Source organism: Actinoplanes sp. G11-F43, assembly GCF_050589265.1.
Lineage (GTDB): Bacteria > Actinomycetota > Actinomycetes > Mycobacteriales > Micromonosporaceae > Actinoplanes.
This window is the reverse complement of sequence record NZ_JBNZCE010000025.1, coordinates 152,518-175,869: the sequence shown is the minus strand read 5'-3', so window position 1 is coordinate 175,869 and position 23,352 is coordinate 152,518. Positions and strand designations below refer to the sequence as shown.

At 71.4% G+C, this 23,352-nt stretch carries 21 protein-coding genes; 8 read left to right on the top strand and 13 right to left on the bottom strand.

Annotated features, from left to right (window positions below; all coding sequences use genetic code 11):
• The first annotated feature begins 77 nt into the window (after positions 1-77).
• A complete protein-coding gene (locus tag ACQ0O7_RS29510) occupies positions 78-716 on the top strand; it encodes a DsbA family protein (protein ID WP_430786591.1) in 639 nt (212 codons plus the stop codon).
• Positions 713-1,300 (top strand): vitamin K epoxide reductase family protein, encoded by a 588-nt coding sequence (locus ACQ0O7_RS29505; RefSeq protein WP_430786589.1) that lies wholly within the window; start codon positions 713-715, stop codon positions 1,298-1,300. Before ACQ0O7_RS29510 ends, ACQ0O7_RS29505 begins: the two co-directional genes overlap by 4 nt.
• Before the next feature lie 106 nt (positions 1,301-1,406).
• Here ACQ0O7_RS29505 and ACQ0O7_RS29500 read toward each other — a convergent pair whose 3' ends face one another.
• From ACQ0O7_RS29500 to ACQ0O7_RS29460, 9 genes are read right to left on the bottom strand one after another with little or no spacing between them, the layout of a single operon-like run.
• Positions 1,407-3,434, bottom strand: a complete 2,028-nt coding sequence (locus ACQ0O7_RS29500; protein ID WP_430786587.1) for a heavy metal translocating P-type ATPase — start codon at positions 3,432-3,434, stop codon at positions 1,407-1,409.
• 34 nt (positions 3,435-3,468) lie between these two features.
• Positions 3,469-3,831: a Cd(II)/Pb(II)-sensing metalloregulatory transcriptional regulator CmtR gene (gene cmtR, locus ACQ0O7_RS29495; protein ID WP_430786585.1), complete on the bottom strand. Its 363-nt coding sequence runs from the start codon at positions 3,829-3,831 to the stop codon at positions 3,469-3,471.
• Positions 3,832-3,877: 46 nt separating this feature from the next.
• On the bottom strand, positions 3,878-4,162 hold the full coding sequence (locus ACQ0O7_RS29490) for a putative quinol monooxygenase (protein WP_430786582.1): 285 nt from the start codon (positions 4,160-4,162) through the stop codon (positions 3,878-3,880).
• A 46-nt stretch (positions 4,163-4,208) separates the two neighbouring features.
• The gene (locus ACQ0O7_RS29485) at positions 4,209-5,456 is read right to left on the bottom strand and encodes a glycerate kinase family protein (RefSeq protein WP_430786580.1); all 1,248 of its coding nucleotides are present in this window, start codon (positions 5,454-5,456) and stop codon (positions 4,209-4,211) included.
• A 9-nt stretch (positions 5,457-5,465) separates the two neighbouring features.
• Positions 5,466-6,980 carry an SLC13 family permease gene (locus ACQ0O7_RS29480; protein WP_430786578.1) on the bottom strand — a complete coding sequence of 505 codons (1,515 nt, stop codon included), beginning with the start codon at positions 6,978-6,980 and terminating at the stop codon, positions 5,466-5,468.
• On the bottom strand, positions 6,977-7,642 hold the full coding sequence (locus ACQ0O7_RS29475; RefSeq protein ID WP_430786576.1) for a response regulator transcription factor: 666 nt from the start codon (positions 7,640-7,642) through the stop codon (positions 6,977-6,979). The genes ACQ0O7_RS29480 and ACQ0O7_RS29475 overlap by 4 nt, the downstream gene beginning before the upstream one ends.
• Positions 7,639-9,096 carry an ATP-binding protein gene (locus ACQ0O7_RS29470; RefSeq protein WP_430786574.1) on the bottom strand — a complete coding sequence of 486 codons (1,458 nt, stop codon included), beginning with the start codon at positions 9,094-9,096 and terminating at the stop codon, positions 7,639-7,641. The genes ACQ0O7_RS29475 and ACQ0O7_RS29470 overlap by 4 nt, the downstream gene beginning before the upstream one ends.
• Positions 9,086-9,352: a hypothetical protein gene (locus ACQ0O7_RS29465; protein WP_430786572.1), complete on the bottom strand. Its 267-nt coding sequence runs from the start codon at positions 9,350-9,352 to the stop codon at positions 9,086-9,088. Before ACQ0O7_RS29465 ends, ACQ0O7_RS29470 begins: the two co-directional genes overlap by 11 nt.
• A gap of 43 nt (positions 9,353-9,395) precedes the next feature.
• Positions 9,396-11,642: a putative bifunctional diguanylate cyclase/phosphodiesterase gene (locus tag ACQ0O7_RS29460; RefSeq protein ID WP_430786570.1), complete on the bottom strand. Its 2,247-nt coding sequence runs from the start codon at positions 11,640-11,642 to the stop codon at positions 9,396-9,398.
• A 95-nt stretch (positions 11,643-11,737) separates the two neighbouring features.
• Between ACQ0O7_RS29460 and ACQ0O7_RS29455 the strand changes: the two genes are divergently transcribed.
• The 4 genes from ACQ0O7_RS29455 (at position 11,738) to ACQ0O7_RS29440 (ending at position 17,593) form a co-directional block, all read left to right on the top strand.
• A complete protein-coding gene (locus ACQ0O7_RS29455) occupies positions 11,738-13,498 on the top strand; it encodes a sensor histidine kinase (protein ID WP_430786568.1) in 1,761 nt (586 codons plus the stop codon).
• An 81-nt stretch (positions 13,499-13,579) separates the two neighbouring features.
• On the top strand, positions 13,580-14,230 hold the full coding sequence (locus ACQ0O7_RS29450; RefSeq protein ID WP_430786566.1) for a DivIVA domain-containing protein: 651 nt from the start codon (positions 13,580-13,582) through the stop codon (positions 14,228-14,230).
• A 49-nt stretch (positions 14,231-14,279) separates the two neighbouring features.
• Positions 14,280-15,866, top strand: coding sequence for a methyl-accepting chemotaxis protein (locus ACQ0O7_RS29445; RefSeq protein WP_430786564.1), 1,587 nt, complete (start codon positions 14,280-14,282; stop codon positions 15,864-15,866).
• A 47-nt stretch (positions 15,867-15,913) separates the two neighbouring features.
• Positions 15,914-17,593 carry an aminotransferase class V-fold PLP-dependent enzyme gene (locus ACQ0O7_RS29440; protein ID WP_430786562.1) on the top strand — a complete coding sequence of 560 codons (1,680 nt, stop codon included), beginning with the start codon at positions 15,914-15,916 and terminating at the stop codon, positions 17,591-17,593.
• A gap of 1,324 nt (positions 17,594-18,917) precedes the next feature.
• Here ACQ0O7_RS29440 and ACQ0O7_RS29435 read toward each other — a convergent pair.
• A complete protein-coding gene (locus ACQ0O7_RS29435) occupies positions 18,918-19,766 on the bottom strand; it encodes a DODA-type extradiol aromatic ring-opening family dioxygenase (protein ID WP_430786560.1) in 849 nt (282 codons plus the stop codon).
• 139 nt (positions 19,767-19,905) lie between these two features.
• Here ACQ0O7_RS29435 and ACQ0O7_RS29430 point away from each other — a divergent pair, with 139 nt between their 5' ends.
• Positions 19,906-20,358, top strand: a complete 453-nt coding sequence (locus ACQ0O7_RS29430) for a CAP domain-containing protein (protein WP_430786558.1) — start codon at positions 19,906-19,908, stop codon at positions 20,356-20,358.
• Positions 20,359-20,374: 16 nt separating this feature from the next.
• Here ACQ0O7_RS29430 and ACQ0O7_RS29425 read toward each other — a convergent pair whose 3' ends face one another.
• The 3 genes from ACQ0O7_RS29425 to ACQ0O7_RS29415 all read right to left on the bottom strand — a co-directional run bounded on the left by ACQ0O7_RS29425 (position 20,375) and on the right by ACQ0O7_RS29415 (position 21,992).
• Positions 20,375-21,247, bottom strand: coding sequence for a hypothetical protein (locus ACQ0O7_RS29425; protein ID WP_430786556.1), 873 nt, complete (start codon positions 21,245-21,247; stop codon positions 20,375-20,377).
• 70 nt (positions 21,248-21,317) lie between these two features.
• The gene (locus tag ACQ0O7_RS29420; protein WP_430786709.1) at positions 21,318-21,848 is read right to left on the bottom strand and encodes a substrate-binding domain-containing protein; all 531 of its coding nucleotides are present in this window, start codon (positions 21,846-21,848) and stop codon (positions 21,318-21,320) included.
• A 12-nt stretch (positions 21,849-21,860) separates the two neighbouring features.
• Positions 21,861-21,992 (bottom strand): hypothetical protein, encoded by a 132-nt coding sequence (locus ACQ0O7_RS29415; RefSeq protein WP_430786554.1) that lies wholly within the window; start codon positions 21,990-21,992, stop codon positions 21,861-21,863.
• A gap of 233 nt (positions 21,993-22,225) precedes the next feature.
• Between ACQ0O7_RS29415 and ACQ0O7_RS29410 the strand changes: the two genes are divergently transcribed.
• Complete coding sequence (locus ACQ0O7_RS29410) at positions 22,226-23,344, top strand: TIR domain-containing protein (protein ID WP_430786552.1); 1,119 nt, start codon at positions 22,226-22,228, stop codon at positions 23,342-23,344.
• The last annotated feature ends 8 nt before the right edge of the window (positions 23,345-23,352 follow it).

Below are 23,352 nucleotides of genomic sequence, written 5' to 3'. Positions count from 1 at the left end.
AAGGGATCTCCATGTCTGCGTCCAAAAATCGGACAAAAGCCTCCAAAGCCACCAAGCAGTTGACCAGGAAGCCTGGCATGAGCACCAACCTCAAAGCCACCCTCGGGGTGCTCGCCGCGGCGCTGACCGTGGTGCTGCTGGTGGTCGCGACCAAACTGACCGATCCCGAACCGGCCTCCGCGGCCCAGGTGGTGCGCGCCGACAGCCACCGGCTGTCCACCGCCGCCGACGACCGGATGACCATCGTCGAGTTCCTCGACTTCGAGTGCGAGGCGTGCCTGGCGGCGTACCCCGGGGTGGAGAGGTTGCGCGCCGAATACGGCGACCGGATCACCTACGTGGTCCGCTACTTCCCGATCGCCAGCCACCCGAACGCCTACACCGCCGCGCACGCCGCCGAAGCCGCCGCCCGGCAGGGCAGGTTCGAGGAGATGTACGTCAAACTCTTCGACAACCAGAACGTCTGGGGACACCAGGCGGAATCCCAGGCCGCGGTCTTCGAGGGGTACGCCACCGAACTCGGCCTCGACCTGGCGAAGTTCAAGGCCGACGTGGCCAGTGCCGACGTCGCCGACCGGGTCGAATCCGACGCCGAGGACGGGATCTCGCTGGGCGTGTCCGGCACCCCGACGTTCTTCGTCAACGGCCAGAGATACAGCGGGCAGCCCACGTACGAGGCGCTCAAGGCCACCGTCGACAAGGCCCTCAACCAGTGAGACCACAGCTCACCGACCGGCTCGTCGGCTGGATCCTGACCGTCGGCGGCCTGCTCGGGGCGCTCGCCGCCTTCGTGCTGACGGTCGAGAAGATCGCCCTGCTGCAGGATCCGTCGTACACCCCCAGCTGCTCGATCAACCCGGTCCTGTCCTGCGGCTCCGTCATGGTCACCGAGCAGGCGGCGGTCTTCGGCTTCCCCAACCCGCTGATCGGCGTCGTCACCTTCCCGGTCGTCGCCGCCACCGGTGTGCTGCTGATCGCCGGGGTCGCGCTGCCCCGCTGGTGGTGGCTGTCGGTGCAGGCCGGGGCGCTGTTCGGGGTCGGGTTCGTGCACTGGCTGTTCGTCCAGAGCCTGTACCGGATCGGGGCTCTGTGCCCGTACTGCATGGTGGTCTGGGTCGTGATGATCGTGATCTTCAGCTATCTCACGCTCGCCAACCTGGAACGTGGTCACCTGCCGGCCCCCCGCCGCCTGGTCGAACCGCTGCTGCGGGTGCACAGCACGATCCCGCTGCTCTGGCTGCTGATCCTCACCGGTCTCATCGGGGTCCGCTTCTGGGACTACTGGAGCACCCTGCTGTGATCCCGCGCCCACCGGTGACGGCCGGGGCCGGGCCGTGTGCCGATCCGCGGCTCGATTCGAGCCGCGGATCGGCACACGAACGGCGACCGCTGGTGGCCGGTGTCGATCAGCCGACCGGGATCGCTGCCGGGCCGGGCGGCTGCGCGGCCGAAGCCGAGGTGGACGCGGATGTCGAGTCAGGGCCGGCACGGCGCCGGGAACGGGCCGCCCGGACACCGTTGAGGATCACGAACACCTCGGCGACCTCGTGCACCAGGACCACCTGGGCCAGGCCCAGCACGCCGGACAGGGCCAGCGGGAACAGCACCACGATGATCGCCAGCGCCAGGCCGATGTTGCCGGTCATGATCCGGCGGCCGCGCCGGGCGTGCGCCAGCGCCCGCGGGATGAGCCGCAGGTCGTGGCCGGTGAACGCGACGCCCGCCGACTCCACCGCGGCGGCCGAACCGGTCGCGCCCATCGCGATGCCGACACTGGCGGCGGCCAGCGCGGGGGCGTCGTTGATGCCGTCGCCGATCATCGCGGTCGGCGCGGCCCGGCCGGCGGCCTCCACCACGGCGGCCTTGTCCCGCGGCAGCTGTTCGGCGCGGACGTCGTCGATCCCGGCCCGTGCCGCCAGGGCGTGCGCGGTGCGGGAGTCGTCGCCGGTCAGCATCAGCACCGTGATGCCCTGCGCGCGCAGTCCGGCGACCGCCTCGGCGGCCTCCGGGCGCAGCTCGTCGCGGATCCCGACGGCCCCGGCGACGGTGCCGCCGATCTCCACCAGGATGACGCTCATCCCCTGGCCGGTCATCGTGTCGACGGCGGCGGCCAGCGGTCCCGGGTCGATCCAGCGCGGGCTGCCGGCCCGGACCGCGTGGTCCAGACGGCCGCTGACGCCGTGCCCGGCGTGCTCCTCGACGTCGGTCACCGGTGCGCGGTCGCCGGTGGCGGCGGTGATCGCGGTGGCCAGCGGGTGGGTGCTGTGGGCTTCCAGGCCGGCGGCGACGGCGAGGACCTGTTCCCGGGTGAAGCCGTCACCGGTCCGCACCGCGACCACCTCGGGACGGTTGCGGGTCAGCGTGCCGGTCTTGTCCAGGGCGACCGTCCGGATCGTGCCGAGCCGTTCGAACGCCTCCCCGGACTTGATCACCACACCCAGGCGGCTGGCCGCGCCGATCGCCGAGACGACCGTCACCGGCACCGCGATGGCCAGGGCGCACGGCGACGCCGCGACCAGGACCACCAGGGCGCGCTCGATCCACAGTCCGGGCTCGCCGGTCAGCAGGCCGAACACCGCCACCAGCGCCGACGCGATCAGCACCAGTGGTACCAGCGGGCGGGCGATCCGGTCGGCCAGCCGGGCCCGCTCGCCCTTGCGGGCGTGTGCCTCCTCGACCAGCCGCACGATGGTGGTCAGCGAATTGTCCCGGCCGTCGGCGGTCGCCTCGACGTGCAGGACGCCGGAGCCGTTGACCCCACCGGCCGGCACCGCGTCACCCGGGCCCACCCCGACCGGGATCGACTCGCCGGTGACCGCCGAGGTGTCCACCCCGGACCGGCCACGCACCACCACGCCGTCGGTGGCGATCCGCTCCCCCGCGCCGACCACCAGGATGTCGTGGGCGCGCACGTCGGCGGCGGGTACCGTCACGTCCCCGGCCGGCCGGGACAGCCGGGCGGTCGCCGGGATCAGCGACAGCAGTGCCCGCAGCCCGTGCCTGGCCTTGTCCATCGCGCGGTCCTCGAGGGCCTCGGCGATCGAGAACAGGAACGCCAGCGCGGCGGCCTCGGCCAGGTGCCCGAGCGCCACCGCACCGGCCGCCGCGATCGTCATCAGCAGGCCGACACCGGTCCTCCCCCGCAGCAGCCGGCGGATCGCGCCGGGCACGAACGTCCACGCCCCGGCCGCCAGCCCGCCGGCGAACAGCGCGGCGGCGGGCAGAGCCGGGCCGCCCCGGTCCAGCAGGTAGCCCGCGACCAGCAGCATCCCGGACGTGGCGGGCAGCCGCAGGGCCGGATCCCGCCACCAGACCGGTGGTTCGCCGTGGTGATCGTGGTGGCCGCCGGGCACCGCACCGCAGTCGCCGGCGACCGTCACCGGCTCCTCGGCGACCGTCACCGGCTCGTCGTCACCGCAGCACTCCCCGCTCACCGGGCCACCTCGCCGGGCTCGCGGCGTCGCCCGCTCACCGGGTCGCCGTGCCGGGGCCGCAGCACAGCGGGACCGCGCAGTCGCCGTCGTCGCAGACGGTGCCGTCGTCGACGGCCAGGACCACGTCGACCAGTGCGGTCAGTGCCCTGGTCAGGTGCGGGTCGGACAGCTCGTACCGGGTCTGGCGCCCCTCCGCGACGGCGACCACCAGGCCGCAGCCACGCAGACAGGCCAGGTGGTTGGAGACGTTGCTGCGGGTCAGGCCCAGCTCCTGAGACAGCGCGGCCGGATAGCCGGGCCGCTCCAGCAGGCTCAGCAGAATCCGTGACCGGGTCGGGTCGGCCATCGCCCGCCCCAGCCGCGACATGGCGTCGACGCGCGTCTCACTGGTCAGCATCTGCTGAACTATACAGCGAATGCTGACCAATGGCGGGAGGCGGCCGTTACGGCGCCTCCACCGACGACACCCGGTATCTGCGGACGTCGGCCCCGAGGATCGGTGGCAGTTCCGGCTCCGGGCCGCCGGACTCCCGGAAGGCGAGCAGGTCCGCGTCGCTCTCCCACCGCTCGTACACGTTGATCCGCCCGTCGTCGACCGGATCCGCCGCCTGCACGAAATCGAGGCATCCGGGAGCGGCCCGGGCCAGCCGGTTCACCTCGGCGACGGCGTCCAGATAGGCGCCCCGCCGCTCCGGCGCGACATGCAACTCACCCGCGATGATGATCAAGACTCGCCCTCCGGCCGGTTGTCGTGACGACGAGCCTCGCACAGGATCAGCGGGCGGCGATGGCGGCGCCCAGGACGATCAGGCGCAGGGCCCGTTCGGCGGCGTCGCGCAGCAGGGGTTCGGCGTGGGCCACCGCGTACTCCATCGGCATCGGCATCGGCGGCAGGGCCACGATCGAGTCGATGCCGATGTCGCGGACCGATTCGGCGCCGTCGCGCAGCGAGCCGGCCAGGGCCAGGACCGGGGTTCCGGTGCGCTGGGCCCGGCGGGCCACCTCGGCCGGGACCTTGCTCATCCGGGTCTGGCTGTCGATGGCGCCCTCGGCGGTGATCGCCAGGTCGGCGCCGGCCATCAGGGCGTCCAGGTCGAAGCCGGCCAGGCCGCTGTCGAGCAGGGCGGTGAAGCGGGGTTCCAGGCGGGCGCCGAGCACCGCGGCCAGGCCGGCGCCGAGCCCACCGGACGCGCCGGTGCCCCGCCCGAACCGCACGTCCAGCAGGGACCCGGGAGGTGCGGCGAAGGCCGTCCCGGAGACCCCGGAGACGCCGGGGTCACGCCCGAGGGCGTCGCGTTCCAGAATCGTCGCCCACCTGTCGTAGGCGTGCGCGAGCTGTTCGATCTGGGCGGGGGTGGCGCCCTTCTGCGCGGCGAACACCCGGGCCACCCCGCGCGGGCCGCAGAGCACGTTGTCGGGGTTGCAGGCGACCACGATCTCGGTCCCGGCCAGCGCCGGATGCAGGCCGCTCAGGTCGAGGCGGTCGGCGGCGGCCAGGGCCCCGCCGCCGGCGGGCAGGTCGTCGCCGTTCGCGTCGAGGATGCGGGCGCCCAGGGCCTGCAGGGCGCCGGCGCCGCCGTCGCTGGTGCCGGAGTCGCCGCAGCCGATCAGGATGCGGCGGGCGCCGGCGTCGAGGGCTGCGGCGATCAGTTCACCGACACCGCGGGTGGTGGTGCGGGTCGGGTCGCGGCGGTCGGCGGGCACCAGGCGCAGGCCGGCCGCGCTGGCCATCTCGATCACCGCGGTTCCGGTGGCGGCGCCGCCGAGCCGTCCCCAGGCGGCGGCCACCGGGTCACCGACCGGGCCGGTGACCACGGCCGGGACCAGGGTGCCACCGGTCGCGGTGACCAGGGCCTCGGCGGTGCCCTCGCCGCCGTCGGGGACCGGGACGGCGTCGATGTGCGCGCCGGGCAGCACCCGGCGGACCCCGGCGGCGATGGCCTGGGCGACCTGGGTGGCGCTCATGCTCTCCTTGAATCCGCTGGGTGCGATGAGGATCCGCTGCGGGACGACCATGGGCATGACGATCAGCTACTTTCCGAGTTGCAGTGGCAGGCCGAGCAGCGGCCAGACGAACCAGGTGAAGGCCAGGACCAGGACGATCGTGGCCGGCGCGAGCAGGGTGGACAGTCGCCGCAGGTCGGCGGGGGTGTAGGTGGGCACGCCCTCCAGGCGGGCGAACATGCCGACCGGCTTGGCCGAACTGGGCAGGGTGTGGCAGAAGCCGGCCGCGGCGGTGGAGGCGAACGCGGCGGCGGCCGGGTTGACGCCGGCCAGCGGGGCGACCGCGACGACCACCGGGATGAGCACCGCGGAACGCGCCGAACGGGACTGGATGAGCAGGTGCGCCAGCGCCGACACGACCACGATGACGACCACGAACAGGCCCGGTGAGGTGCCGCCACGGAACGGGCCGAGCAGGGCGCCTGCCACCCATCCGGCGGCGCCGGTGGTGGTCAGCGCGGTGCCCAGCGCCAGGGTGGCGGCCAGGAACAACAGCATCGACCACGGTACGGTCTTGAACCCGCTGTTCAGGGTGGTCGACCCGTAGCGGGGCGAGGTGGCGACCAGGGCGCCGATCAGGGCGACGATCGCCGGGTGTACGCCGTGCAGCGGCTCGGTGCACCACAGGGTGACGACGGCGGCCAGCAGCAGGGCGGCTCGTACCTCGTACACGCTGAGGGGTCCGGTGACCGGCTGGGCCGGATCGTTGTCCATGTCGGCGACGGTGAGCCGGACCGGGGTGCGGCGTTCGGCCCGGTCGGTGAACATCCACAGCACGATCTCGGCGCAGACGTGACTGCACGCCAGGGCCAGGGGCAGGCCGAGCAGCATCCAGGTGACGAAGTCGAAGCCGGTGCCGGTGGCGGCGGCCACCACCTGGCTGGTGACCAGGTGCGCGCCGGCGCCGAGCAGGGATCCGACGGCGGACAGCAGGATGACCGACGGGATCAGCAGGGCGAGGGCGCGTACCAGCCGGGGCCGGTCTTTGAGAACGGCGGCCAGTGCGGTGAAGACCGGGACCGCGAGGGCCGCCCGCCCCGACGTGGACGGCATCGCGAACGTGGTGACCACCATCGACGCGGTGACCAGGTGCACCAGCTGGCGCGGGGTGTCGGCGCCGGCGACCACGAACGCCGCGGCCCGCCGGGTGAGGCCGGAGGAGGTGAGGCCGGCGGCGATCACGAACGCGGCCAGCAGCAGCCAGATCGTCTCGTCGCCGAGGGTGGCGAACAGGCCCTCGGTGCTGATCACCCCGGCCAGCACGAGCAGGGTGGCGGCGCCGAGTGCGACGTACGTGTCGTCGACCTTGGTGAAGGTCCAGAACCAGACGGCGGCGGCGAACACCAGCAGGGTGACGGTGGCGTCGCCGCCCGGGCCGGCACCGCTGAGGGTGGCGAACCAGCCGAAGACGGCGGCGATGGCCAGACCACCGAGCGGCAACAGGATCCGGCCGGCATTACCTGTCTGAGCTACGGCTAGCCGTAGCTCAGACAGGTTTGCCGAGGTGTTCTCCGGCGGTGACGTGGTGTAGGAGACGGTCATCGCAGCCGGTATCCCATGCCGTACACGGTCTCGATCCGTGCCTCGCCGACCTTCTTGCGCAACGTCCGCACATACACGTCGACCACGTTGGACGCCGGGTTGTAGTCGTATCCCCACACGTGCGCGAGGATCTGCTCGCGCGACAGCACCTGGTCGGGGTGTTTGAGGAACATCTCCAGCAGCCCGAACTCCCGGGCGGTCAGATCGACCACCCGTTCACCGCATTCGGCCCGCCGGGTCCGCAGATCCAGCGCCAGGTCACCGTGTTCCAGGCGGGTGCCGGCGCCGGCCGGGGCGGGTGCCGCCTCCTGCAGCCGCACCCGGATCCGGGCCAGCAGCTCGGCGAACCGGAAGGGTTTGGACACATAGTCGTTGGCCCCGCCCTCCAGCCCGGCGACGGTGTCCTCGACGGCGTCGCGGGCGGTCAGCACGATCACCGGCAGCCGCAGCCCTTCGGTGCGCAGCTGGCGCAGTACCGCGAAGCCGTCCATCACCGGCAGCCCGATGTCCAGGACGACCAGGTCGAAGCCGCCACCGCGGGCGAGCAGCAGGGCGGTGCCGCCGTCGGCGACGTGGGTGGTGTGGAAGCCCGCCGAGTGCAGGCCCTTCTGCACGAACGAGGCGATGTTGACGTCGTCCTCGGCGATCAGGATGCGGCTCATCCGGGCACCTCACTGGTGGTCGGCGCGGGCAGGTCCAGGCCGAAGGTGGCGCCCTCACCGGGGGTGCTGCGCACCCAGGCCCGGCCGCCGTGCGCGTCGGCGATGGTGCGGACGATGGCGAGCCCGAGTCCGGCGCCGGCGCGGGTGGCGTGCCGGGCGGCGGATCCGTGGTGGAACCGTTCGAAGATCACTTCGGCTTCTCCGGGTTGCACGCCGGGCCCGGTGTCGGACACCCACAGCAGCAGCCGCCGCTGGGCGCCGGGGCCTTCGAAGCGGGAGCCCATCCGGATCTCGTCGCCGGCGCCGGTGTGCTGCACGGCGTTGGCGGCCAGTTGCAGCACGGCCTGGGTGACCCGCTGGCCGTCGATGGTCGCGGTGCCTTCGGCGATGTCGCCGAGCAGCCAGGTGCGGTCGGCCAGGGCCTGGCATTTGGCTTCCAGGTCGAGCATCAGGTCGGTCACCTCCACCGGGCGTACGTTGACGAAGTCGGGTCGTTCGGCGCGGGCCAGCACCAGCAGGTCGGAGACGATCCGGCTCATCCGGGCCAGTTCGTCGTCGACCAGGCGCAGGGTGTGCGCGCGTTCGGCCGGGTCGTCGCCGAGCAGTTCCAGGTGCCCGCGGATGACGGTGATCGGGGTGCGCAGTTCGTGGGCGGCGTCGTCGACGAAGCGCCGTTGCAGCCCGTACGCCTCTTCGAGCCGGTCCAGCATGGCGTTGAACGTCTCGGCGACCGCGGCGATGTCGTCGCGCCCGTGGACCGGCACCCGGGCGGTGAGGTCGCGTTCGCCGATGTCGGCGGCCACCTTGTGCAGGTCGCGGACCGGGGCGAGGATGCGCCCGGCGGCCAGCCAGCCGATCACCAGGGTGAGGGCGAGTCCGCCGAGGGCGACCAGGCCCATCAGCCGGATCACCCGGTCGGTGGACTCCTGCCGCTGCTCGGTGAAGATCGCGATGACCAGGGAGCCCTGGGCCGGGTCGGCGTCGATGTCGACGCGGCCCCAGCGCATCGGCCCGGCCGGGGTGTCCTCGGTGCCGTACCGGACGGCCGGGTCGCTGAGGCGGGCCAGCAGGGCGGCGTCGGATTTCAGGTCGTACGGCGAGGTCTCGAATCCACCGCCGCGCCGGTCGGCCTCGACCAGGTAGGTGCCGGCCTGCCCGAGCAGCACCTCGTCGTCGTCGGGGTGCTGGCGGCCGACGAACACCTGCAGCACCCGTTCGGCGGAGGTGAACGGCCGGGCGGTGTTCGGGTCGACGCCCTGGGCCAGGAACGCGGCGAACTCCTCGGCCTCCTGGCTGATCTCGGCGTTGGCCCGGCGTTCGCCGTCGGCCAGCAGGGCGCTGCGCACGGTGACCAGCACCGCGGTCAGCGCGATCAGGGTGGACAGCAGGATCCAGCCGGTGATCCGCCAGCGGGCCGGGACCGACGAGCCGCGGGCGGCGGGTTCAGTCGTCATCGAGGTCGTCGTCATCGTCGTCGCCGGTGGGCGTGGGCCGGGGCGCGCGTTCCACACCGGGTTCGACCTCGGGCGCGGACGGGCCGGCCGACGGCACGGTGGACGGGTCGGGGCCGGGCTGGAACGAGATCTCGATGGGTGCGGTCGGCAGCGCGGGCGGTCCCGGTGGCCGCGTCATCGCCTGACTGGCGACGGCGAGCAGCACCGGGACCGCGAGCACCGCGACCAGGATGAGCAGGCGGGACAGAACTTTCACAGCACCCAGCGTGCCGACCGGTTGTGATCAGGTCATGAGAACGTCATGAGGATGTCTTCATAGTCGCGCCCATCTCCTCGTGCAGCAGCGCCACCATCTCCCCGGCGCTTATCGGTCTCGCGAACAGATAACCCTGGCCGTACGTGCATCCCAGGCCGGTCAGCAGCGCCTGCTGGTCGGGGTCCTCGATGCCCTCGGCGACGGTCTGCAGCCGCAGCGCCCGGCCCAGCCCGACCACCGCCTCGGCCAGCGCGGCGTCCTCCCGGTTGGCGGTGATGCCGTCCACGAACGCCTTGTCGATCTTGAGGATGTCGATCGGGAACCGGCTCAGGTACGACAGCGACGAGTACCCGGTGCCGAAGTCGTCGATGGCCAGGCGCACCCCCAGCTCCCGCAGCCGGTGCAGCACCACCACGGTCGCGTCCACGTCCACCATCAGCATCGACTCGGTGATCTCCAGAACCACCTTCTCCGGCGCGATCCCGGTCTCGGCCAGCACCGACCGGACGGTGTCCAGCAGCCCCGGCTCCTGGAACTGCCGGGCCGACAGGTTGACACTGACCCGCATCCCCGACGCGCCCGGGATCTCCCGGTGCCAGCGCGCCATCTCCTGGCAGGCCACCCGCAGCACACCCGCACCGAGCGGGACGATCAGGCCGGTCCGCTCGGCGTGCGCGATGAACTCGTTCGGCCCCAGCAGCCCACGCTCCGGATGCTGCCAGCGCACCAGCGCCTCCACCCCGATCGGCCGGCCCGACGGCAGGTCCACGATCGGCTGGTAGACCACCACGAACTCGTCCCGGTCCAGCGCACGTTCCAACTCGGTCCGCGCCTCGGCCTCGGCCACCGCCGCCGCGTACATCGACGCCTCGAAGACCACCGCCCGGTCCCGGCCGCTGTTCTTGGCCGCGTACATCGCCAGATCAGCGTCCCGGATCAGCTCGTCGGTCAGATCCACGTCACCGGCCCGGCCCGCCTCCACACTGGCGATGCCGATGCTGGCGGTGCTGCTCAGCGTGCTCCCACCGACCCGGACCGGCTCACGCAGCGCGGCCAGCAGCCGCTGCGCCAGCCGGTGCAGGCCCGCCTCGTCCAGATCCTCCACCAGCACCGCGAACTCGTCGCCACCGAGCCGGGCCAGGGTGTCCTCCGGCCGCACCGCCTGCGATATCCGCCCGGCCAGGGCCCGCAGGAACTCGTCCCCGGTCATGTGCCCGAGCGTGTCGTTGACCTTCTTGAAGTCGTCCAGGTCGATCAACAACAACGAGACCCGGCCCGCCGTACGGGCCCGCTCCCTCGCCGCCGAGCCGATCCGGTCCCGCAGCAGCGCCCGGTTCGGCAGCCCGGTCAGCGGATCCTCCACGGCCTGCCGGTCCAGCTCGGCGTGCAGCGCCTTCTGGGTGCTGACGTCCCGGATGGTCAGGATGACCGCGCCGATCAGCGGGTCGTGCAGATGGTTGGTGCCGATCACCTCGACGTCGATGTAGCCGCCGTCCTGCTGCCGGCTGCGCGACTCGATCCGGTCGGTGTGCCGCGGCGGCGCGGCGATCAGCGCGGCCAGGAACGCGCTGACACGTTCCTTCTCGTCCGGGTGGACCATCGCGGTCAGCGTGTTCAGATCCAGCTCACCGGTCTCGTGGCCGAGCACCCGCCCGGACGACGAGCTCACGTACCCGACCCCCTCGGTGTTCACCGCCAGGATCGCGTCCGAACCGTTCTCCAGCAGCGCCGACGTCCGGTACGCCACCTCGTCGCGCTGAGCCTGCTGCAGCCGCCGGTTGTTCGTGGTCAGCGCACACAGCACGACCACCACCAGCATCACGCACACCTGCGAGGCGTTCAGCAGGCTGACCGGCGAATGATGCGTCGACATCACCACCACGAACCCGGCGATACCCGTCGCACCCACCCACAGCCCGTCACGGACCCCGCAGGTGGTCGCCGCGGCCACCGACACCGCGATCGCACCGGCCGGGAACATCACCGTGCCGGCCGGATCGGCCACCGAGAACAGCGCCAGCACCCCGAGAGCCACCGCGTAAACCCACGCCGCCTCGGTACGGATCCGCGGCCGGGTAGCCCACCGCTCCCACGGCAGCCGGGTGGCGATCAGCAGCGCCACGATCGCCAGCGCCAGCGGCACCAGCGCCCACCGGTGCCGGGCGTCCCAGTCGAACGCGGTGCGGACCATGCCCATGCCGGTCAGCGCCGCGGTGATCCACAGGTTGTGCCGGATCTGCCGGGCCAGATGGCCGTGCTCCCGCGACTCGAAATTCGCCCACCGCTTCACGGGCGGTTCCATCGGCTGCCGCAGCGCCCAGATGAGAGCCTTCACGGAACCGGAAACGCCTGATCATTAGCGGTCGGCGTCCGTAGGATCGGCCCGTGCGACGTCGTTCCGGCCCGGGTGCCCGGCGTTCGCTGATCACGCTGCTCGCGGTGTTCCTGATCAGCATCACCGCCACCGTGGCCGTGGTCGGGGCGCTGCGCCGCGGCGCCGACCGGCTCGTCGCCCAGCGCGCCGACCAGCAGGCCGAGGTGATCACCGACGCCATCACCGGCCAGGCCCGCCGCTACCACGAGCACCTGGCCCAACTCGCCGCGTCCCTCGGCGCCCAGGCCCAACTGGAGGCATCCGAGTTCGCCGCGATCACCGCACCGCTGGCCGGGGCGGTGCTGCCCGGCGTCACCGGGGTGGCCTACGTGGTCGCGGCCGAGGACGCCGAGGTGGACCGGGTCCAGGCCTACTGGCGTGACCGCGGCGTCACCGGACTCGACCTGCGGCCCCGCGCCGACGGCACCCCACCCCACCTGTTCTTCGTGCTCAGCCAGGCCTTCGACGGCATCCGCACCCCGGCCGGCGCCGACCTGTCGGTGGTTCCCGAGGCGGTCGAGGCACTGCGGACCGCCCGGGAGAAACGCCGGGTCATCACCAGCCGGCCGTACCGGCTGCTCAAAGACCTCAACCGGACCGCCACCGACCAGGAACCCGGTTTCGTCCTCGCCGCCGCCGTGTACGCCACCTCACCGGCCGCCGACAGCGGGAGCTTCCGCGGCTGGGTGCTGCTCGGCGTCCGCAGCGGCGCGTTCCTGCGCCAGGCCGTCTCCGCCGAGGCCGGCAACCTGGCCACCGTCGAACTGTCCTCGCTGGCCGCCGGAGCCCGCACCCCGATGGCCGTCTGGCGCCCGGCCGGCCGGATCGACACCACCCTCGGCATCCGCGAGCGCACCGTCGAGATCCCGCTCAGCACCTGGCAGGTCACCGTCGCCCCGACCACCGGCCTGACCCCACGCGGCAAGCTGCCCCCCGACGTGGTCGCCGGGCTCCTCGGCACCCTCATCACCCTGCTGCTGATGGCGCTGACCGCCGCCCTGGTCACCTCCCGGGAACGCGCGCTGCGCCGGGTCGCCAACGCCACCGCGGTCCTGCACGCCGACATCCGCCGCCGCGAGGAGGTGGAGGCCCAGCTGCGGCGGCGTACCGCCGAACTGAAGGGTTTCGCCGGGATCGTCGCGCACGACCTGCGCGGCCCGCTGGCCCGGATCACCGGATACCTCGGCTTCCTCCAGGACGACCTGGACGACACCCTGGAAGATCAGCAACGCGACTACCTGAACCGGGCCGGGACCGCCGCCCAGCGGATGAGCACCCTGGTCGACGACCTGCTCGGCTTCGCCGTCGCCGACCACCAGCGGATCGCCCGCCGCCCGGTCGACCTGAACCGCCTGGTCGCCGAACTGGTCGCGGAGGGCTTCAGCCGGCCGGCCACCGTCCAGGCCGACCCGCTGCCCACCGTCGACGGCGACGAATCCCTGCTCCGGCAGGTGTTCGCCAACCTGATCGGCAACGCCGTCAAATACACCGACGCCTCCCGCGAACCCTGGGTCCACCTCAGCGGCGGACCCGACGGCGACGGCTGGCGCGTCGACGTCGAGGACCACGGCATCGGCATCCCGGACCGCCAGAAGGAGGCCGTCTTCACCGCCTTCACCCGCGCCGACGGCAGCGAGGACTACCCCGGCACCGGACTCGGCCTGGCCATCGTGCACCGCATCGTGGAACGCCACGGCGGCACCGTCCGGATCACCGACAACCCCGGCGGCGGCAGCCGCTTCCACCTCACCTTCCCGCCCCGCTCCCCCTGACACCCGCTGTTCGGGGGATCCGATCACGGGCGGATCGGCGTAACGTGTGCGGCTCCGCGACGGTGTCTCCAAGGGAGCAGCATGCCGCTCACCCCCGCTGACATTCACAACGTCTCCTTCACCAAACCGGCCGGTGGCCGCGGTGCCTACGTGGAGGAGGAGGTCGACGCCTTCCTTGACGAGGCCGAACGGGAACTGGCCCGGCTCCTCGCCGAGAACGGCGCGCTCAAGGGCATGGTCGGGCCCGCCGGCCCGGCCGGCGACTACGAGGAGATACGCCTGCTGGCCGGCCGCCTGCAGCGGATGGAGCAGGAACGCGACGCCGCCGAACAGCACGCCCGCGACCTGCGCGCCGAACTCGACCACGCCCACCAGGCCGGCACCCGCCCGGCCCCCGGCGGCGGCGACCTGCGGGTGCTCGCGATGGCCCAGCGCACCGCCGACGACCACCTGCGCGACGCCCAGCGCGAATCCGAGGACCTGATCGCCGACGCCCGGGACCGGGCCGGCCGGCTCGCCGACGAGGTCCGGGCCCGCGCCGGAGAGATCGAGGACCAGGCGGTCCGCCGGCACGCCGACGCCCTCGACGGGCTGGCCGCCCGCCGGGCCGCGATGCTCGACGAGATCCAGCAACTGACCAGCCTCGCCTCCTACTACCGCGACGCCCTGCGCCGCCACGTCGACGGCCAGCTCGCCGACGTGGAGCGCGCCCCGATGCTCGGCCCGGCCTGAAACCGGCAAGTCGGCCGCACGGAGGTCCCGGTCGGCCTACCTTGGCAACGTGCCCTCGTTCGCCGATCTCAGCGTCCGGATCAAGGTCCTCGGAGCCGTCGCGGTCGCCGCCGCGGTCGCCCTGGTGGTCGGTCTCACCGGGCTGTTCGCCCTGGCCGAGACCAGCGACCGGGCCAACCTCATCTCGGAGAGCAACGTCGCCAGCATCAAGGCCGTCGGACAGCTCCGCGCGGTGGTGTCGCAGGCCCGGGTGGACGTCACCAACCAGGCGCTGTCCCCGGACGCCGCCGTCGCCAAGGGCTACGTCGACGCGTTCGCCGCCGACAAGGAGGCGTTCACCGCGGCGATGGCCGCCTACCGCTCCAGCATGCCGGCCGGCGACCCGGACACCACGGCCCACCTGGAAGCCCAGTGGCAGGAGTTCGTGTCGCTCGCCGAGGCGAAACTGCTGCCCGCCGGCACCCGCAACCAGCTCGCCCTCTGGTCGCAGGTCCGCGACACCGAGGCCGCGCCGATCATCACGGCGATGTCCGACGACCTCGCCGAACTCGACGCCACCGAGACCGCCGACGCGGCCAAGAACGCCGAAGCCGCCAGATCGTCGTACGAGTCCAGCCGCACCACCCAGATCGTGCTCCTGGTCGTCGGGCTGATCGCCGCCCTCGGCATGGGCCTCTGGGTCGCCACCAGGATCGTCGGATCACTGGCCGCGGTCCAGCGCGTCGCCGAAGCCCTCGCCACCGGCGACCTCACCCAGAACACCGGCCTGACCAGCAAAGACGAGACCGGCCGGATGGGACGCGCCCTCGACACCGCCACCGCCTCCCTGCGCGACGCGGTCTCCACCATCGAAGGCTCGGCCGCCTCCCTGGCCGGCGCCTCCGAACAGATGACCGCCACCGCCGCCCAGATCTCCACCTCGGCTCAAGAGGCCTCCCAGCAGTCCCAGGCGGTGTCCAGCGCCGCCGAGGAGATCTCCCGCAGCGTCGACACGGTGTCCGCGGGCAGCGAGGAGATGGGGGCCTCGATCCGGGAGATCTCGCAGAACGCCGCCGAAGCCGCCCAGGTGGCCAACGAGGCGGTCAACCTGGCCGCGTCCACCTCGACGACGATGAACAAGCTGGGTGACTCGTCCGCCGAGATCGGCAACGTGATCAAGACGATCACCGCGATCGCCGAACAGACCAACCTGCTCGCCCTCAACGCCACCATCGAAGCCGCCCGCGCCGGCGAACTCGGCAAAGGCTTCGCCGTCGTCGCCTCCGAGGTCAAAGACCTCGCCCAGGAGACCGCCCGGGCCACCGAGGACATCTCCAAACGTGTCGAGACCATCCAGGCCGACACCGCCGGCGCGGTCATCGCCATCGAACAGATCTCCGAGGTCATCGGCCGGATCAGCGACTTCCAGACCACCATCGCCTCCGCCGTCGAGGAACAGACCGCCACCACCGCCGAGATGAACCGCAGCGTCAGCGAAGCCGCCACCGGCACCGGCGACATCTCCCGCAGCATCACCGGCGTCGCCCAGGCCGCCCAGAACACCAGCCTCGGCGTCGCCGAGACCCAGCAGGCCATCGCCGAACTCGCCCGGATGTCCGCCGAACTGACCACCCTGGTATCCCGCTTCCGGTTCTGACGCCGACCGACCCCCGGAGCGCACACTGAACCCGTCATCGATTTACGGTGATCGATCGCGGGCAAGGGGGCCTGGGCGTGGACATGCTGGAACGAATCCGCAACGCGATGATCGGAACCGGGCGGACACTCGACGGGCCGTTCGGTCCCCGCCGCATCACCTACGCCGACTGGACCGCCTCCGGGCAGCCCCTCGACTTCATCGAGGACTTCCTGCGCGACCACGTACTCACCCACTACGCCAACACCCACACCGAAGCCTCCGCCACCGGGGCACAGACCGGCGCACTCCGCGAGGAAGCCCGGCAGATCATCCACCGGGCCGTCCACGCCACCCCCGACCACGTGGTCATCTTCTGCGGATCCGGGGCCACCGGGGCGGTCGCCAAACTCGCCGGAATCCTCGGCCTGCGGATCCCGGAACAACTCGATCACCGGTACGGGCTCAGCGCCCACATCCCCGCCGCCGACCGCCCCGTGGTGTTCGTCGGGCCGTACGAACACCACTCCAACGAACTGCCCTGGCGCGAATCCATCGCCGACGTCGTCGAGATCGACGCCGACCACACCGGGCACGTCGATCTCGACGTGCTCGGCGAGGCTCTGACGGCGTACCGCAATCGTCCGCTCTTGATCGGAAGTTTCTCCGCCGCCTCCAACGTGACCGGCATCCGCACCGACACCACCGCCGTCTCCCGGCTGCTCACCCGGCACGGCGCCCTGTCCGTGTGGGACTACGCCGCCGCCGGGCCCTACCTGCCGATCACGATGACCGGCAAGGACGCCGTCATGCTGTCACCGCACAAATTCGCCGGCGGCCCACAGACCCCCGGCGTGCTGATCGTCCACCGGCGGCTGCTGACCAACCCGGTACCGGTGGTACCCGGCGGCGGCACCGTCGCCTACGTCGACCCGTCCGGCCACCGCTACCTCGACGACCCGGTCGCCCGCGAAGAGGGCGGCACCCCGGCCATCGTCGAATCCATCCGCGCCGGCCTCGTCTTCGCCGTCAAGGAAACCGTCGGCACCACCCTCATCGAAGAACGCGAACAGGCGCTGTGGCGGCGCGCCCGCGACCGCTGGACCACCGAACCCGCCATCGAAATCCTCGGCGACCCGCACGCCGACCGGCTGCCCATCGTGTCGTTCCAGATCCGCGCCGGCACCCTCCACCTGCACCACCACTACGTCGCCGCCCTGCTCAACGACCTGTTCGGCATCCAGGCCCGCAGCGGCTGCTCCTGCGCCGGCCCCTACGGCCACCGCCTCCTCGGCATCGACGAACACCGCTCCCGCTCGTTCCGGGACGCCATCCTCGACGGCTGGGAAGGCGTCAAACCCGGCTGGAGCCGCCTCAACCTCAACTACTTCGTCTCCGACACCGTCGCCGGCTACCTGATCGAAGCCGTCCTGCTGATCGCCCGGCACGGCGCCCGACTGCTACCCCAGTACCGTTTCGACCCGCGCACCGGCCGCTGGACCCACCGCCGCCACACCCGGCCCACCGTCCGCCTCGCCGACCTGCGCCTGCACCCCGACGGCACCGTCACCACACCGCCGGTGCCGCGCCAGCGCGCCGGCGAGAACGCCCTGGCCGGGTATCTGTCTGAGGCCCGCGCACTGCTCGCCGCCCATCCCGTTCCCACCGACGGGGTACGCCTCGACCTGCCCACCGACGTCGAGAAGCTGCGCTGGTTCCTCCTCCCGGACACCTGCCTGCTCCCGTAGACCTGTCCGCTCCCGCAGACCTGTCCGCTCCCGCAGACCTGTCCGCTCCCGCAGACCTGTCCGCTCCCGCAGACTTGCCTGATCCCGCAGACCTGCCCGCTCCCGCAGACCTGGTAGACCTGTCCGCTCCCGCAGACCAGCTCGGGACATCCACCGCCCCGGTGATCGCCGTCTCCGCCCTCGACCCGCCCCGCTGCCAGCGCCGCCCAGCCGGTTCGCCGCGAACCCTGTCACCAGCGGGCGGATACATGACAACCCCGTCGCAATGACAACCGCGCCCCGGGTGCGACCCGCCACACCCGCTTGCCTTCCTAGGACTCTAGTTCGCTAGTCCTAGCAAACCGCCCACCTTCGAGCAAGCGGGCTCCGCCGCCACGACGGCGGCCAGGACAGCGACGGCGACGGCGGCCAGGACAGCGACGGCGACGGCGGCCAGGACAGCGACGGCGACGGCAGTCAGGACGGCGACGGCGGGGCCCCGGCGACGGCGACGGCGACGGCGACGGCGACGGCAAGATAGAACGTTCTGTCTAGCAAGCAGCACCAACAAACCCTGCAAAGGCAATGGCTCCTGCTTGGCCACCGCACCGCCACCACTCCCGAACGGTGATCACTCGCCAGCAACAGTGCCTTTTATGAGGTCTATCGCATCACGCTTCCCACCCAGCGCCGGTCCTGGGGGATTTACCACCGCAAAGAGTCGTGTTCTCGGCTACCTGATCACTTGCGGTCAATCCCTCACGCGGGCGACCCGCTCAGCAGAGATCTTGGGGGATTTACCACCGGAAACGGTGGTAAATCCCCCAAGATCGGCCAGGGCGAGACCGGAGGGCGGACAATCGCGCGGGGAATTGACCACGGACGGGCCAGCAGCCCAGAGGAAGACTCAAAACGGTGGCAAATCCTCCAAGATCTACCGGGAAGCGAACATTCGCGCGGGCGACTGGCCGTGCGGACCGATGACCGACGATACAAATAGGGCGATCGCTACCGAAATGCCCCCGTGGAGGGTGAAGAGCTCCCCGACACGGAGAAGTTTCGAATGCGGCGATGACACGGCCGGGGCCGCCCAGTGCGAGGGCGGGCCGGTTGGAGAACGGCGGAAGGCGAGGTGAGGGCAGCACGGAGTGGGGCTACGGCCGGGCGCGCCGGGGCGGGCGCCAGCCAGGACAAGCACAGGTCAGGACGAGCACTGGCCAGGACGAGTGCAGGTCAGGACGAGTGCAGGTCAGGACGAGTGCAGGTCAGGACGAGTGCAGGTCAGGACGAGTGCAGGTCAGGACGAGTGCAGGTCAGGACGAGTGCGGGCCAGGACGAGTGTGGGTCAGTGGACCAGCAGGGAGCGGATGGAATTGCCCCAGAACATGCGGTCGATGGCCGACTCGGCGGTCGTCGGGTCGGCGGCCGCGCCCATGGTCAGCAGCAGCGGGACGAAATGGTCGGCTGTCGGGTGGGCCACCTGGGCACCGGGGGCCTTCGCCCGGTAGTCGGACAGGGCGTCCACGTCACCACGCCTCACCGCGTCGGCCGCCCACTCGTCGAAGGCCTCGTTGTAGCCGGCCAGGGACGGATCCCGCATCACCGCGAAACTGTGTGTCATGAAGCCGGAGCCGATCACCAGGATGCCCTCGGATCGGAGGGCGCGCAGGCGTTCGCCGAGGGCGAGCAGTGCCGCCGGTTCCAGGCTGGGCATGGAGAGCTGGACGACGGGGACGTCGGCGGCCGGGTACATCGCCATCAGGGGGATGAACGCGCCGTGGTCGAGCCCGCGGTTGACGAACTGGTGGACCGGGCCGGTGCCGCCGAGCACTCCGGCGATCCGGTGGGCCAGGTCGGTGGCGTCGGGGGTGGCGTACGGCAATGTGTAGTAACGCGGGTGGAAGCCGCCGAAGTCGTAGTAGAGCGGGGTGCCGGCGGCCGAGCCGGAGAGGGCGGCCGGCGCGTTCTCCCAGTGTGCGGAGACGACCACGATGGCCCGCGGTTTGGGCATGGTCTGGCCCCAGGTGAACAGGTCGTCGAGCCAGCGCGGGTCGTCGAGGGTGGGTGGGGCGCCGTGGCTGACGAACAGGGCGGGCAGGGCGCCGTCGGCGGGTTCCCATCGGCGCTGCGCACGTGCCTGCGGCAGCACCCGGGCGAGGAGTGCGTCGTAGGCTGCGGCTGGGCTGGTGTCCATGGGGTGACCGTACGACCAGAATACTTAAAGGTGCAAGTGATCAACCGCACCGCAACCGGCGTGCACCGGCCCGGTGATCACCGCGCCGGGCCGGGGGCCGAAGGCAACGGTGTGCCCGTACCACCGAAAGGGTCTTGATTTGAGCCAGCTCCTCAAGCGTCTCGCCTCGGCCCTTCTCGGCACCGACCCGAACGCTCCGGAGCCGGGTCCGGCGGTGACGCTGGAGAACCAGATCAACAAGCTGATCAACGCCGAGCGGGCCCGGCACGGCTGCGACGAGCTGACGGTGCATCCGCGGATCACCGCGGCGGCCCGGTCGCACAGCAGGTGGATGGCGGCGACCGGGCGGTTCTCGCACGCCGGCAAGGGTGGTTCCCGGTTCGTCAGCCGGGTCCGGGCGGCCGGCTACAGCCAGCCGTCGGCGGAGAACATCGCCTGGGGGAACCGGACCGCGTCGGCGGTGGTGGCCGGGTGGATGAAGAGCCCGGGGCACCGCGCCAACATCCTGAACCGCGAGTCCCGCACGGTCGGTGTCGGCGTGGTGTTCACCGCGAACATGACGCCGTACATCACCCAGAACTTCGGCTACTGAGGGCAGGAACGAAAGCTCAGGTGAGCGCGTCCACCACCTCGGTCGCCCGCTTCTCGTGCTTGTCGTAGGCGTCCGGCAGCGCCGACCGCTGGACGGTCTGCGCGGCCTCGCCGAGTTCCAGTTCCTCCCAGTCGTCCACCTTCACCAGCCGGCTGTAGAAGGCGCCGGCGGCGTAACTGGGCGTCATCAGCTCCTTGACCGATCCCCATCCCTGGCTGGGCCGCTGCTGGAACAGCCCGAGGGAGTCGAAGTCGTCGCCGCTGCCCTCGTTCGGCCGGTCCAGTGAGGCCGGGATGGTGTCGTTGGCCAGGTTGCGCAGGCTGGATTCCTGCAGCCCGGTCATCACGGCCACCAGCATCGCCCGGCGGGGCAGGTCACGCTGTTGGGCGACCCGCACGATGACGGCGGCGTTGTTCATCTGCGTCTGGTTGAGGCCGCTGACCGGTTTCGGCGGCCGGGGCGACGGCGAACGGGACGCCTTGGCCGATTTCGCCGACGGGGAACCGGAAGCGGACGCCGACGGGGCCACCCGCACCCCGCCCCGGCCGGCTGCCGGCGGCGCGCCGTCCCGCTGGTCCAGGGCCGCCCCGACCGGAACCGGCGACGATCCGGGCAGTCCGGGGCCGCCGAAGGCCACGATCCCGCCGACAGCGGCGCCCGCCACACTCACCGCGGTCAGCAGGGTCACCGTGCGGCCGGCGCGGCGGCGGGCCCGGCGGCGGCCCTTTCGGCGCCGCCGGTCCGGCCAGTCGGCCTGATAGATGTCCGGACCGCCGGGTTCGGCGAGGCCGCCGGACTCGACGAACTCGACACGTTGCCGCGGGATCGCACCCGTCCGCCGGTACCGCGCGGGGTCGGTCGTGTTCTCCGCAAGGTGTGCCGGTGCCACGAAGCCTGACCGTCCTTCCGTAACCACCATGTCGTCTTCAAGGCATTACGGAGGGATGGCGGCCCGCGGTTCAACCGGAGACGTTCACGTTTTGCGCGATGCCCGAACCGTTGAGGACATCAAGACCGAAGAGCCCGCTTGGGTACGCCGTACCGGCCGCGCCGAACCAGTCCCGCCGATGACCGCGGCCCCGTCCCGGGACACCTGGCTTCGCGGGTCGGTGCGGGCCGGGGATCTCCCCCGATCCGCGCGGGACGAGCACGGTCGGCACGACGTGGGTGGTGGGCTCCCACGTGTCGCCGTCGAGGCGGCGGAAGATGAGTTCGGCGGCGGCCCGGCCCATCCGGTACGGGTCCTGGGCCACCACCGTCACCGCCGGTTGCAGCAGGTCGGCGAGGGGGAAGTCGTCGTACCCGACGAGGGCTGTCCGGTCCTGGCCGCCGATCTCGCGCAGCGCCCGGATGGCGCCGATGGTGACCGGGTTCTGCGCGGTGAAGTACGCCGTGGGCGGTTGCGCCGAACCCGCCAGGTGCCGTGCCGCCGCCCGGGCGGCGTCCTCGGTGTGCAGGTCGTGGACGATGTGGCCGGTCCGGGGCCGGATGCCGTGCTCGCCTCACGTCTTCGAGGTGGCCGACCGCATCCACATCCAGCGGCTGGGCCGCGGCGCCGGGGTGATCACCCCGCGCTCGCACACCATGCCGGAGGCGGTCGCCATCATGACCGGCGCCACCACCCTGGCCGACACCCCGGTCGCTCTTGACGTCCCAGCGCCACGCTTTCGCTCCCGCACGGCCGCCGCACGTCACGGGTCCGGCAACCGCCGGCACGGCTGCGGACCCGAATCGCACCACGGAGTGTTTCTGCCTTCCGATATGGCATAAAGCACCGCGACGGGCGATCCTGAAACGACTGTGTCAGACGGATCCGGCACCAAGCCGGATTCAGGCATCGATCACCGTCGGTCATCCGGAGATGCGAATGATCAATGTCTTCTTGAGCTGGTCTGGAAAACAGAGCGAAGAGGTCGCGAAGATCCTTTATCGCTGGCTTCCCAAGATTCTCACTTACACCGATCCGTTCATGTCCAAGAACATGACGAAGGGCACGAGATGGCTTGAAGAGATGACCACGAAGCTGGAGGGATCGAGTTTCGGCATAATCTGCGTGACAGCGGAGAACTATCGAGCCCCCTGGCTCAATTTCGAGGTCGGCGTGCTGTCCCACAAACTGCAGAAGGCACGGGTCACCCCGTTTCTGGTCGGTGTCGACGTCCAGGATGTGAACGGGCCGGCCACCGAGATCTTTCAGGCCGCAACCTTTGCCCGGGATGAGGTCTACCAACTGGTCACCAGCATCAACGATCACGTCGAGGGCGAAGGCCGGATAAAGCCGGAACTCCTGCCGGAGATCTTCGAAACCTGGTGGCCCCAACTCGAGGAACAGCTGAACGCCCTTCTCGCCGCCCCTGCACCGGCTCCACCAAAGCGCTCCGACCACGAGTTGCTCACCGAGGTACTGGTGGCGGTCCAGGCACAGAGCCGGTTGCTCGCCGACCCCGGAACCCTGCTTCCCGCCGCCTACCTGAACGATGTCATGGCCGAGATCGCCCAGCGACAGTCCGCCGGGACAAGCGGGGACGAGACCGGGCCGCTGTCCGCGATAGAGAACGCGCGCATCTCGGTGTCGGGAATCCTGAACTGCGGTATCGGCGACTCGGTGGACGCCGATCAGCCGGACGCGTTCCTGAAGCACCGGCAGAGCGATCGGGTCCGAATCCGGCGGATCATCGTCACCGACGACGAGGGCGGCCCTCACGACTTCGTCGAACGGATCATCGACCAGGCGAAAGAACAGCGGAATTACGAGGTCAAAGTGATTCGGGCATCCGCCGCGAAGGCTTTGGGTGCCTGGGCGTTCTCGGTCGTTGACCACCGGATCATCGTCATCAGACTTCCCCACAACCGGGCGTTCGCGATCCGCGGCGACCGGGCCGCCGAGCTCCTTTCCGAGCAATTCGAGACATTCTGGGCGGCAGCAGAGAGTCCCCACGCGGGCGCCGGAGTTCCGGGCCAACGCCTCAGCGCCGGAGATTCATGAGTTCGCGC

Bases quoted from the DNA above. Each gene is read 5' to 3' on its own strand.
- ACQ0O7_RS29475 (WP_430786576.1), bottom strand. From the start codon at position 7,642: ATGAGCCGCATCCTGATCGCCGAGGACGACGTCAACATCGCCTCGTTC.
- ACQ0O7_RS29510 (WP_430786591.1), top strand. From the start codon at position 78: ATGAGCACCAACCTCAAAGCCACCCTCGGGGTGCTCGCCGCGGCGCTG.
- ACQ0O7_RS29450 (WP_430786566.1), top strand. From the start codon at position 13,580: ATGCCGCTCACCCCCGCTGACATTCACAACGTCTCCTTCACCAAACCG.
- ACQ0O7_RS29485 (WP_430786580.1), bottom strand. From the start codon at position 5,456: ATGCCCATGGTCGTCCCGCAGCGGATCCTCATCGCACCCAGCGGATTC.
- cmtR (WP_430786585.1), bottom strand. From the start codon at position 3,831: ATGCTGACCAGTGAGACGCGCGTCGACGCCATGTCGCGGCTGGGGCGG.
- ACQ0O7_RS29435 (WP_430786560.1), bottom strand. From the start codon at position 19,766: ATGGACACCAGCCCAGCCGCAGCCTACGACGCACTCCTCGCCCGGGTG.
- ACQ0O7_RS29480 (WP_430786578.1), bottom strand. From the start codon at position 6,980: ATGACCGTCTCCTACACCACGTCACCGCCGGAGAACACCTCGGCAAAC.
- ACQ0O7_RS29410 (WP_430786552.1), top strand. From the start codon at position 22,226: ATGATCAATGTCTTCTTGAGCTGGTCTGGAAAACAGAGCGAAGAGGTC.
- ACQ0O7_RS29470 (WP_430786574.1), bottom strand. From the start codon at position 9,096: ATGACGACTGAACCCGCCGCCCGCGGCTCGTCGGTCCCGGCCCGCTGG.